Source organism: Paracoccus sp. TRP (assembly GCF_000185925.1).
GTDB classification, from domain to species: domain Bacteria; phylum Pseudomonadota; class Alphaproteobacteria; order Rhodobacterales; family Rhodobacteraceae; genus Paracoccus; species Paracoccus kondratievae.
In genome coordinates this window covers 83,928-95,367 of sequence record NZ_AEPN01000005.1, presented here as the reverse complement: position 1 = coordinate 95,367, position 11,440 = coordinate 83,928, and the positions used below count along the sequence as shown (strand labels likewise).

Here is an 11,440-nt window from a genome sequence, read left to right as displayed (position 1 = left end):
AGGGCAGCAATGCGCGTCATCTTCATGGGCACACCCGACTTCTCGGTCCCGGCGCTGCGGGCCATCGCCACGCAGCATGAGGTCGTCGCGGTCTACTCCCAACCGCCCCGCGCGGCGGGACGCGGGCAAAAGCCGCGCCCCTCGCCGGTGCAGCGCGCTGCCGCGGAACTGGGCCTGCCCGTCCGTACGCCCGAGCGGCTGAAATCCGTGCAAGATCAGGCGGAATTCGCCGATCTTGGTGCCGATGTGGCGGTCGTCGTCGCCTATGGCCTGATCCTGCCACCTGCGGTGCTGGCCGCGCCGCGCTTTGGCTGCCTGAATATCCACGCCTCACTGCTGCCGCGCTGGCGTGGGGCGGCGCCCATCCACCGCGCCATCATGGCCGGGGACGCCGAAACCGGCGTCGCCATCATGCAGATGGAGGCGGGGCTGGACACTGGCCCGGTACTGGCCGAGGCCCGCACCCCCATCGGTCCCGAGGACACCACCGCCGATCTGCACAACCGGCTGGCCGAGATGGGCGCCGCGCTGATCGTCGAACAGCTGGAGCGTCTGCCGCAACCTGCCCGCCCACAACCGGCCGAAGGCGTGACCTACGCCCAAAAGATCGACAAGGCCGAGGCGCGGATAGACTGGAGCCAGCCTGCCGCCCAGATCGACCGCCAGATCCGCGGCCTGTCGCCCTTTCCCGGCGCGTGGTGTCTGATCGGGGACGAAAGGGTGAAGCTTTTGCGCTCGCGCCTTGCCCCCGGTTCAGGTGCGCCGGGGCAAGTTCTGTCGGGCTTTACCATCGCCTGCGGCGAAGGCGCGGTCGAGGTGCTTGAGGCCCAGCGCGAAGGCAAACGTCCCATGCCCGCAATCGAAATCCTGCGCGGCCTGACCCTGCCCCCACGGCTTGGCTGAGGCGCTGTAGCGATTTCGTTACAACCTATGGATGAACTCGCGCTTGCAGGCCGTTCCGCTTAACACCATGTTAATATTTCCCTGTCACACCGGAACAATATGATTTGGTCCGGTAATCCTGGAAAGGGGGATGACGATCATGGAAAATCTGATCCGTGTGATGGCCGACCATTGGTGGGTGCCGCTTTTGCGCGGCATCGCGGCCATCCTTTTCGGCCTGATGGCGTTGGTCTGGCCGGGCCTGACGGTCTATATGCTGCTGCTGGTCTTTGGTGCCTATGCAATTTTTGACGGGGTCATGGCGATCGTCATTGCCTTCCGTCGCAAGTCTTCGGACGATGGCTGGTGGGCCTGGGCGCTGGACGGGTTGCTGTCCATTGTCATCGGCCTGATGGCCCTGTTCTGGCCCGAGGCGACGGCGCTGGCCTTCATCATCTGGATGGCCGCCTGGGGTGTGGTCGCCGGTGTCTTCCGCATCGTCGCCGCCATCCGCCTGCAGCACGAGATCGAGGGTGAATGGGCGCTGGGACTCAGCGGGCTGCTGCTTATCACCTGGGGTGTGCTGATGGCGCTGCTGCCGGCGGCGGGCCTGCTCAGCATCGCATGGCTGATCGGAACCTTTGCGCTGCTGATCGGCGTGGTGATGATCGCGCTGGCCTTCCGGCTGCGGCGGCTAAGAAGCGCCTGACCATCAGGTCCCGCGCGGTTTGGCGCGGGTGGTCGGGTCGGCCTCCAGCGGGTTCTCTGGCCAGGGGTGGCGTGGATAGCGACCACGCATATCCTTGCGGACATCAGCATAGCCGCCCGCCCAGAAACCCGGCAGGTCCGTCGTCACCGCGACGGGCTTGCCCCCGGGTGACAGCATGGTGATGCGCAGGGGCCTGCCGCCTGCGCGCGGATGCCGCGCGACACCGAAAAGCTCTTGCAGCCTCAGCTCGATCGAAGGGGTCTCGTGATCATAATCAATGGGCACTTTGCGGCCTAAAGGTGTCAGGAAATATGCCGGAGCCTCTTTGTCCAGCCGACGCTGCCCATCCCAGCCGATACGGGCCTTAAGCGCCTCGGTCAGATCGAGTCCGCGCAGATCTGAAAGTGTCCGCACCTTGCCGAGCCAGGGCAGCAGCCAGTCAGGTTCAGCAAGCAGGCTTGCATCATCCACCGCACCCAGCTCAGGGATCAGAGCGATCCGCGCCCGCAGCCTCGCCGCCGCGGGGGTCCAGCTCAGGCCATTGGCGCGCAGCCCCTCAAAGGCGGCGCGCGCAAGGGCCGCAGGGTCGGCGTCGTCCATCACACGATCAGCCAGCACCAACGCACCCAGCCGTTCCTGCCGACGAGCGATGACGCGGTTGTCGCGGCGTGACCATTCGACCAGTTCGACGCTTTCGATACGATCGGGAAACAGGGCGCGAAGCTCTTCCTCGCTGATGGGGGCGGCCATGCGGATCCGCGCCTCACGGGTGTCTCCGTCCAGATCGGTGGCGACGATCAGGCGATCGCCGGCCAAAGCATCGCCCTCGGGCAGAACCGCACCCTTGCCGCCTGACAGGACATAACGCGGCTGATCGCCCTTGCGGCGCAATCCGATGCGGTCGGGATAGGCTAGCGCCGCCATCGCGCCGGGCGACAGCCCCGCCGCAGCTCCATCCCCCGCCATGCGACGCAGGCGCTTGGCCTCATCACGAATGCGGTGCAACGGACCGGGGTTTACAGGCCAGGGGTGACGGTCCTGATAGGCGCGCTGGTCACGGATTGCGGCAAGCCGCAGGGTCAGATCAGCAGGCGCGCCTGTCAGCGGGTCACGCTCGGCCATCAGCGCAGCCAGATCGGCTGCCTCGCGCCCCGCAGTGACCAGCATATGCGCCAACCGCGGATGCAGCGGCAAAGGTGCCAGCCGCCGCCCATGATCGGTAATACGATCAGATGAATCCAACGCGCCAAGATCGCGCAGCAGTGCCCGCGCCTCGGCCAAAGCTGCCTCGGGCGGCGGGGTCAGAAAGGCAAGGTCTCGCCCATCCGAACCCCAGATCGCCAGTTCCAGCACCAATCCGGTCAGATCGGCCACCGCAATTTCGGGTGGGGCAAAGGCTGGCAGGGCCCCTTCTTCGGCCCGCGCCCATAGCCGGTAGCAGATGCCGGGCGCGACTCGTCCGGCACGGCCCCGGCGCTGTTCGGCCTCGGCCCGGCTGACCCGCTCGGTCACCAGCCGCGACATGCCCGAACCGGGATCAAAGCGCGCGCGCCGCGCCCGGCCCGCATCCACGACCACCCGCACATCTGGAATGGTCAGCGAGGTCTCGGCGATCGAGGTTGCCAGCACGATCCGCCGCCGCCCGCCACCCGTCGGATGCAAAACAGCGCGCTGGGCCCTGAAGTCCATGTTGCCGAAAAGAGGCAGCACTTCGGCATCGGTATCAAGCATTGCCCCGACGCGGCGAATCTCTCCCTCGCCCGGCAGAAAGGCCAGGATGGTGCCGCCAGTGTCACGGGTCGTCGACTCGGCCTCGGCGATCAGTCGCGCCGCCTCGGGCACCAGCCGGGCCCCTGCGGGCAGGGGACGGCCCAGCCAGCGGGTTTCGACCGGAAAGGCGCGGCCTTCAGAGCGGATGACAGGCGCATCCTCAAGCAGCGCCGCCACCGGCTCGGTATCAAGCGTCGCTGACATGACCAGCAACGCAAGGTCTGGACGCAGGGCCTGGCGCGCCTCCCACGTCAGGGCAAGGCCAAGATCGGCGTTCAGGCTGCGTTCGTGAAATTCGTCAAAGATCACGCAACCGATGCCGGAAAGCCCGGGGTCGGACTGGATCATCCGGGTCAGGATGCCCTCGGTCACCACCTCGATACGCGCGCCCGGCACCGCCTCGCCGCGGATGCGATAGCCGACTGTGCGACCCAAAGGCTCGCCCAGCGTTTCGGTCATACGCTCGGCCGCGGCACGGGCGGCAAGGCGGCGCGGCTCAAGCATGACGATCCGGCCCGCGACGACCGGCAACAGCGCCAAAGGCACGCGCGTCGTCTTGCCCGCACCCGGCGGTGCCATCAGAACCGCGCGGCCATGGGCGGTCAGCGCGGCAGTCAACTGGGGCAATACGGCGTCGATGGGCAGATCCATCCCCGCGTTATGGCAAAGCACCGCCGGAGCGAAAAGAGGGACCTCTACACATCCGGCCCCGGCCTGCCTATCTTTGATCCCGCCGATGCTGGGGCCAATGCGAGGGACCGAATGGGGATAGCCGACGATCTGATGCAGGGCCTGGGCATTTCCGACCCGGTGCTGCGCCTTGGGGTGACGGGCCTGTCGCGGGCAGGCAAAACCGTGTTCATCACTTCGTTGGTTGCGAACCTGCTTGACCGGGGGCGGATGGCGGCGCTGCGCGCAGCGGCGGATGGCTCGCTGAAGGCAGCATGGTTGCAGCCGCAGCCCGACGATACCGTGCCGCGCTTTGATTATGAGCGGCATCTCGCGGCAATGACCGGCCCCGATCCGCATTGGCCCGAAGGCACACGCCACGTCAGCCAGTTGCGCCTGTCGTTGCGGGTCCAGCCGCGCGGGCTGATCGCAGGCTGGCGCGGCCAGCAGGTCCTGCATCTTGATATCGTCGATTACCCGGGCGAGTGGCTGCTGGACCTGCGGCTGATGGACAAGGATTTTGATCAATGGTCGCAAGAGGTCCTGGACAGGATGGAGCGGCGCCCCGGCGTGCTGGAGTTCCGCGCCGCACTTGCCGGCACCGACACCGCCCGCTTTGACGAAACGGCAGCGCAGGCGCTGGCCTCTGCCTATACCCGTCACCTGCATCTGGCGCGCGAAGCGGGCTGGTCGGACTGCACCCCCGGCCGTTTCCTGATGCCGGGGGAGCTTGACGGCTCTCCGGCGCTGACCTTTACCCCTCTGCCGCATGAGATGCGGTCAACGCCTCTGGGCCGCGAATTCGCCCGCCGTTTTGGGGCCTATAAGGCACAGGTGGTCCGGCCCTTCTTTCGCGACCATTTCGCCCGCATCGACCGGCAGGTCGTGCTGATGGATGTGCTGGGCGCGATCCATGCAGGGCCGCAGGCGGTCGAGGATATGCGCCGCGCCATGGCCGATATCCTTGGCGCATTCCGACCCGGACGCGCGGGCTGGCTTGCCCAGCTATTGGGTGCGCGGCGCGTGGGACGCATCCTCTTTGCCGCGACCAAGGCCGACCATCTGCACCATATCCAGCACCCGCGCCTGACCGGCATCACCACCGCCATGCTGCGCGAGGCCCGCGACCGCGCCGATTTCTCGGGTGCGCGGACCGAGGCCATGTCCATCGCCTCGCTGCGCACCACCACCGAAGAGATGATCCGGCAGGACGGCGAGGACCTGCCCGCCGTGCGCGGCACATTGATGGACGGGCGGCAGGCGGCATTCTACCCCGGAGAGTTGCCGGCCAACCCATCGGAACTGCTGGTTCCCGCCAGTCAGGGCGCGACGCGCTGGCTGGACGGAGATTACGCGATCATGAACTTTGCCCCGGCACCGAACACGATGCGGCCGGGCGATGGACCTCCGCATATTCGTCTGGACCGCGCGGCCGAATTCCTGATCGGCGACAGGCTATAGGAGAGCGCAATGGCTGAACCTCCGAAACGGCGCGGACCGGTTCTGCTGGAGTTGGACGATGTCCAGCCCGAGCTGTCCCGGACTGAACCGCCACAACCCGGCGCCCAGTTCGATCCCCGCCCCGATCAGCGCGACCGCAAGCCACCCCGGACCGAGCTGCGCGAAGGCGACGCCGCACCCTCGCCCGCGGATGCGCCGATGATTGACGACGGCCTGGCCCCCCTGCCACAGCCGCGCACCATGCAGCTTGTGGCGCGGCTGGTCGGGCGTGGCCCGTCACGGCTGACGCGGTTCTTTATCAATACCGGGGTCGCGCTGTTCACCTTTCTGCTGTCGGTCGCCGCGCTGCGCTATCTGACCGACCTCTTGAACAGCTACCCGCTGCTGGGCTGGATCGGCATCGGCCTGATGGTCCTGTTCTGCCTTGCCGCGCTGGCGATGGCGTTTCGCGAGTTCCGTGCCTGGTCGCGCTTTGCCGCCATCGACGGCATTAACCGCGAGGCCGGGGCGGCACTGGCTGCAAACGACTTGAGGTCGGCGCGGCATGTGGTGGACCGGATGGAAAGCCTGTATCGCGCCCGGCCCGAGCTTGAATGGGGCCTGACGCGCCTGCGCGAACGCAAGGGCGATACCTATGATGCCGAAACCCTGATCGCGCTGGCCGAGACCGAATTGCTCGCGCCCCTCGACATCGAGGCCCGGCGCGAGATCGAGGCAGCCGCCCGCACCGTCGCCGCCGCCACGGCGCTGATCCCGCTGGCGCTGGCAGATATCATTGCCGCGCTGGCCGCAAACCTGCGCATGATCCGCCGCATGGCCGAAATCTATGGCGGTCGGGCGGGCGCAGTGGGCGGCTGGCGGCTAGCGCGCACCGTGATGACCCATCTGATCGCCACCGGGGCGGTCGCGGCCGGCGACGACCTGATCCACACCGTCGCCGGAGGGGGGCTGCTCGCCAAGGTCTCGAAACGCTTTGGCGAAGGGGTGGTCAACGGGGCTCTGACCGCCCGGGTCGGCATCGCAGCGATGGAGGTCTGCCGTCCGCTGCCCTTCATCCACCAGCCCCGCCCCCGGGTCGGCAATCTGATCGCACGCGGCCTGAAGGGGCTTTTCGGCGAGGACACCGAGAAGTAGCCGCCCCCGGCACGATGATCTTACGTTCGCCGAATCGACCGAGAGGCTCCGGACGATCAGGCGGCATCACCGTCAGGATAGGGTGTGCCCCGCGCGTGCCGTGCAGGGATGAACCAGACGACATATTGTCGGGCATGTTGGCGCCCTTATGTTCCCCGAGAGCGCGGCGATGGGCCATTCCGGCAGCAAATCAAGCAGATTGTAAGGGCATGTTCCCCGCACGCGCGGGGATAAACCCCCAGAGCCCTCGGGTGCAGGTAAAGTGGGCCCAGGCTAACCGCTCCAGGATACCGGCCTGAACCAGCACATCAGAGACATCCCCATCGTGCAAACAGCCGTTTCTCTCTTCCTGCCAACTGGCGTATGGATCAGGCATGAGTCCGCGCCGCGTTGCCCTTGTACTGTTTGCGACTGTCTTGCTGCTTGGCCTTGGAGCCGGCGCGCGGGACCGGTTTGACGACTGGGTCGCAGCGACCAGGATCCCCCGGCTTGATGTGCAGGTCGGGGCCGAGGTGGTGGCACGGGACGGCACGCTTTTGCGCGCCTTTCAGGTCGCGGACGGGCGCTGGCGGCTGGACGCCGGGCCGGTCGATCCGCTGCTGATCGACATGCTTTTGCTATGGGAGGACCGCCGGTTTCCCGATCACGCCGGTATCGACCCACGCGCAATCATCCGTGCGGGCTGGCAGGCGCTGCGTTATGGGCGCGTGGTCTCGGGCGGCTCGACCCTGACCATGCAGGTCGCGCGATTGCTTGAAGAAGGGCCGACCGGCCAATGGGCAGGTAAGGCCCGGCAGATGCGCCTTGCGCTGGCGCTGGAACGGCGGCTTGAAAAACACCAGATCCTTGAACTTTATCTGCGGCTTGCTCCCTATGGGGCGAATGTCGAGGGCATCCGTGCTGCCAGCTTGCAATGGTTTGGCAAAGAGCCCCGCCGCCTGACCCCTGCTCAGGCAGCCCTGTTGGTCGCCCTGCCACAATCGCCCGAGGCGCGCCGCCCCGACCGTTCGCCCAGCGCAGCCAAGGCAGCGCGGGACCGGGTGCTGGCGCGGGCGGCCGATGCAGGGCTGATTTCGGTTTCGGACGCCAAGGCCGCGATGGCCGAGCCTGTGCCGAACCAGCGCCGCGCCTTTCCGGCGCTTGCGCCGCTGCTGGCTGCGCGACTGGTACGCGAAAACCCCGGCGCGTCCCGGATCGAAACCACCATCGACGCCCGCCTGCAACGCCGGGCCGAAGAGCTGGCCTCGCGTGCCGTGGTCGGGGCCGGGCGCAGGCTTTCGGCGGCAATCGTTCTGGCCGATCACCGCACGGGCGAAATCCTTGCCGAGGTCGGCGCCGCCGACTGGACCGACAACGCCTCGGCGGGTTTCGTGGATATGGCGCGGGCCTGGCGCAGCCCCGGCTCGACGCTGAAGCCCTTTGTCTATGGGCTGGCCTTTGACGACGGGCTTGCCCATCCGGAAACGCTGATCGAGGACCGGCCCACCGCCTTTGGCCGCTGGCAGCCACAGAACTTTGACCACCATTTTCGTGGCACAGTCAGCCTTAAAAACGCGCTGATCTGGTCGCTGAATATTCCGGTGGTCAAACTGGCCGAAGCGGTCGGCCCGAACCGCATCGCCCAGGCGCTGCGCCGCGGCGGGATTGAGCTGCGCCTGACCGGGGATGCACCGGGCCTGGCAATCGTGCTTGGTGGTGCGGGGGTTACGCTTGAAGGTCTGGCCGAGGGTTATGCCGCGCTGGCGCGGGGCGGGCGGGCAATCACCCTGTCGCCACTGCCGGGCGGGGGCGAGGAACGCCGCACACCAATGTTCGGCCCTGTCGCGGCATGGCAGGTCGGGCATATCCTTAGCCAGAACCCCGCGCCGCATGGCACGCGGCTGCGGCCTTTGGCCTATAAGACCGGAACATCTTACGGCCACCGTGACGCGCTGGCGGTGGGCTATGACGGGGCACGGGTCGGTGCGGTCTGGCTTGGCCGGCCGGACGGGACGCCCGTGCCCGGCGCCTTTGGCGGCGATCTGGCCGCGCCGGTGCTGTTTGACCTGTTCGACGCCCTGCCGGCGGTGGCACTGCCACCGCCCCCGCCGCAGACGCTGACCCTGCCAAACAGCGCCCTGCCGTTGCCCCTGCGCCGCTTTGCCCCGGCAGGTGAAGCCAGCGCAATGGCAGCCCGCCCCGCCGGTCCGGACGCCCTGCGCCTGACTTATCCGCCAGACGGGGCCGAGATCGACACCGACGGCCCCCTGATCGCCAAGGCGCGGGGCGGACGCGGCCCATGGACCTTTCTGCTGAACGGGGCGCCCGCTGCCATCGCACAGGCGCAGCCGACGGCAAACCTGCCCAACCCCGGGCCCGGCTTTGCTCAGCTTACGGTTGTGGATGCAGATGGCGCCTCGGCAAGTGCGGCAATCCGGCTGCACTGACACAAATTGCGCGATTCGTGATTCGCTTGGCCTTTTCTTACGCGCGTTTTGCGACATATTCGCACTATGCTGCGCATCAACGACCAGATCACGATCCAGGAATGGGAGCTGTCCGAACAGTTTTCCCGGTCTCAGGGACCGGGCGGGCAGAACGTGAACAAGGTCGAAACCGCCGTCGAGCTGCGTTTTGAGGCCGAGCGTTCGCCACATCTGACGCCTCCGGTCAAGGCACGGCTGAAACGGCTGGCGGGGCGGCGCTGGACACAGGACGGTGCGGTACTGATCCGGGCCGAGGAAACCCGCAGTCAGGCCCGCAACCGCGAGATGGCGCGCGAGCGGCTGGCCGAACTGATCCGGCAGGCGCTGATCGCGCCGCGCAAGCGCATCCCGACCCGGCCAACACTGGGCAGCCAGCGCCGCCGCCTGGCGGCCAAGAACCAGCGTGGCGAGGTCAAGGCGATGCGGGGCCGTATCCGCGACGGGGAGGACCCGGCATGATCGTCGCCTTTCGCGAAAAGCTGGCGCGGCTGATCGGTCGTCGCCCCCCTGATATGCAGGTCGCGGCACTGTGCCTGAATGAATCAACGGGCGAGGTGCTGCTGGTCACCAGCCGCGGCACCGGGCGCTGGATTGTGCCCAAAGGCTGGCCGATGCCGGGCCGCAGCCTTGCCGATGCCGCCCGACAAGAGGCGTGGGAGGAAGCCGGCGTCAAAGGCCGTGTCGATCAGACAGAGATCGGCCGCTATCGTTATGACAAGGATCAGGATCGCGGCTTTGCCATCCCGGTCGAGGTTCGGGTCTTTCCGCTTTATGTTGACAAGCTCGAACGGAATTTTCCCGAAGCGCATGAACGCACGCGCCGCTGGTTCCCGCCCGAGGACGCCGCCCGGCTGGTAGCCGAAACGGGGTTGCAGCAGATCCTGCACGACCTGCCCTTTAAACGACAGTCGCCCCCGAAATGAGGCGCGAACCCCGCGAATACCGCACCCTCGACAAAGACCTGCGCCGGGTAACGAATACCGAGCGCGCGGTCCTGCATTCGGCGCGTTCGCTATTGCGGCTGGGCTTGGCCCTGATCTTTATCGCCGCTGCCAGCTATATCGGCACGGGCTTTTTCTCGGACCAGCCGGCGATCGGGATCCTTGCCGCCAGCATGGCCGTCGCAGCCTATCTGGCGCTGTCGATTGGCGGCAACGACGTCGCAAACGCGCTTGGCCCGGCAGTCGGCGCAGGTGCGATCGGCATGACCACCGGCCTGATCCTCGTCGCGGTGATGGAGGTTCTGGGCGCGGTCCTTGCCGGTAGCGCCGTCACCGCCACCCTGACCGAGGGGCTGGTCGGGCGCACCCTTGGCGAGGGCGAGGCGACAGCGCGCATGATGCTGGCCGCGTTGCTGGCGGCAGGCAGCTGGATCAGCCTTGCGACATGGCTTGATGCCCCGGTCAGCACCACCCATTCGGTGGTCGGCGCTATTGCTGGTGCGGGCCTGGCGACCTTTGGCATCGACGCAGTGAACTGGCCCGCCATGGCGATGATTGCCTTTGGCTGGATCATCTCGCCCGTGGTGGCTGGCGTCGTCGCGGCGGGTTTGATGGCGCTTTTGCGCGGGCTGGTGCTGGATCGGGATGACCGCGTCGCCGCCGCACATCACTGGATGCCGGTTATCGTCGGGCTGACCTCGGCCATGCTGGCCGGAGTGGCCGAGGCCGCCGTCCAGGGATCACGCCCAGTGCTGAATATGGCGCTGGCACTGCTTTGCGGCCTGCTTGGCTGGCTGTTCACCCGCCGGCAACTCAAGCGCCTGTCGCAGGGCGAGCCGACCGGGCGGCTGGCGATGAAGCAACTGCTGGCCGTGCCGCTGGCAGCGGCTGCGCTGGTGCTGGGCTTTGCCCATGGCGCGAATGACACCTCGAACGTTGCGGCACCGCTGACCATCATCCTCGACAGCCTGTCGGCAGGGGGCGATGACGGCCTGCGCGGTCGGCTGGTGCTGCTTTTGGGCGGGCTGGGGATTGCACTTGGCATTCTGCTTTTCGGTCGCAGGCTGGTGCATATGGTCGGCAGCCGCATCACAAGGCTGAACGCGTCTCGGGCGCTTTGCGTCTCGCTGGCGACGGCGGCGACGGTGCTGGGTGCCTCACTGATGGGGCTGCCGGTCTCGACCACGCATGTGGCGGTCGGGGGCGTATTCGGGGTCGGTTTCTACCGCGAATTGCGCGACCGCAGGCTGACCGCGAACCCCGCCCCTTTGCCCGCCGAAGAGCGCCGCCGCCGCCATCTGGTACGCCGCTCGTACATGCGCATGATTCTGGGCGCATGGCTGGTGACGGTACCCGCCGCCGCGCTTCTTGCCGCGCTGCTGGTCTGGATCGGCGGGTTCTAGGCCCGG

Annotated in this window: 9 protein-coding genes; 8 read left to right on the top strand and 1 reads right to left on the bottom strand. The window is 67.3% G+C overall.

Annotation, left to right across the window (positions count from 1 at the left end):
- Window positions 1-9: 9 nt before the first annotated feature.
- Window positions 10-903: a methionyl-tRNA formyltransferase gene (fmt, locus tag PARACOCCUSGL_RS0104795; RefSeq protein WP_010393660.1), complete on the top strand. Its 894-nt coding sequence runs from the start codon at window positions 10-12 to the stop codon at window positions 901-903.
- A gap of 139 nt (window positions 904-1,042) precedes the next feature.
- Complete coding sequence (locus tag PARACOCCUSGL_RS0104790) at window positions 1,043-1,591, top strand: HdeD family acid-resistance protein (RefSeq protein WP_040601721.1); 549 nt, start codon at window positions 1,043-1,045, stop codon at window positions 1,589-1,591.
- Window positions 1,592-1,594: 3 nt separating this feature from the next.
- Here the strand turns inward: PARACOCCUSGL_RS0104790 and hrpB are convergent, their stop codons facing one another.
- Entirely contained in the window at window positions 1,595-4,012 is a 2,418-nt protein-coding gene (hrpB, locus tag PARACOCCUSGL_RS0104785; RefSeq protein WP_010393656.1) for an ATP-dependent helicase HrpB, read from the bottom strand.
- Window positions 4,013-4,123: 111 nt separating this feature from the next.
- Between hrpB and PARACOCCUSGL_RS0104780 the strand changes: the two genes are divergently transcribed.
- The 6 genes from PARACOCCUSGL_RS0104780 (at window position 4,124) to PARACOCCUSGL_RS0104755 (ending at window position 11,434) form a co-directional block, all read left to right on the top strand.
- On the top strand, window positions 4,124-5,491 hold the full coding sequence (locus PARACOCCUSGL_RS0104780; RefSeq protein ID WP_010393653.1) for a YcjX family protein: 1,368 nt from the start codon (window positions 4,124-4,126) through the stop codon (window positions 5,489-5,491).
- 9 nt (window positions 5,492-5,500) lie between these two features.
- Window positions 5,501-6,625 carry a YcjF family protein gene (locus PARACOCCUSGL_RS0104775; protein WP_010393651.1) on the top strand — a complete coding sequence of 375 codons (1,125 nt, stop codon included), beginning with the start codon at window positions 5,501-5,503 and terminating at the stop codon, window positions 6,623-6,625.
- Between the two features lie 374 nt (window positions 6,626-6,999).
- Complete coding sequence (gene pbpC / locus PARACOCCUSGL_RS0104770; protein ID WP_010393649.1) at window positions 7,000-9,051, top strand: penicillin-binding protein 1C; 2,052 nt, start codon at window positions 7,000-7,002, stop codon at window positions 9,049-9,051.
- A 66-nt stretch (window positions 9,052-9,117) separates the two neighbouring features.
- Window positions 9,118-9,549 carry an alternative ribosome rescue aminoacyl-tRNA hydrolase ArfB gene (gene arfB, locus PARACOCCUSGL_RS0104765; RefSeq protein ID WP_010393648.1) on the top strand — a complete coding sequence of 144 codons (432 nt, stop codon included), beginning with the start codon at window positions 9,118-9,120 and terminating at the stop codon, window positions 9,547-9,549.
- Complete coding sequence (locus PARACOCCUSGL_RS0104760; protein ID WP_010393646.1) at window positions 9,546-10,013, top strand: NUDIX hydrolase; 468 nt, start codon at window positions 9,546-9,548, stop codon at window positions 10,011-10,013. Before arfB ends, PARACOCCUSGL_RS0104760 begins: the two co-directional genes overlap by 4 nt.
- Window positions 10,010-11,434, top strand: a complete 1,425-nt coding sequence (locus PARACOCCUSGL_RS0104755) for an inorganic phosphate transporter (RefSeq protein WP_010393643.1) — start codon at window positions 10,010-10,012, stop codon at window positions 11,432-11,434. The genes PARACOCCUSGL_RS0104760 and PARACOCCUSGL_RS0104755 overlap by 4 nt, the downstream gene beginning before the upstream one ends.
- Window positions 11,435-11,440 lie beyond the last annotated feature (6 nt).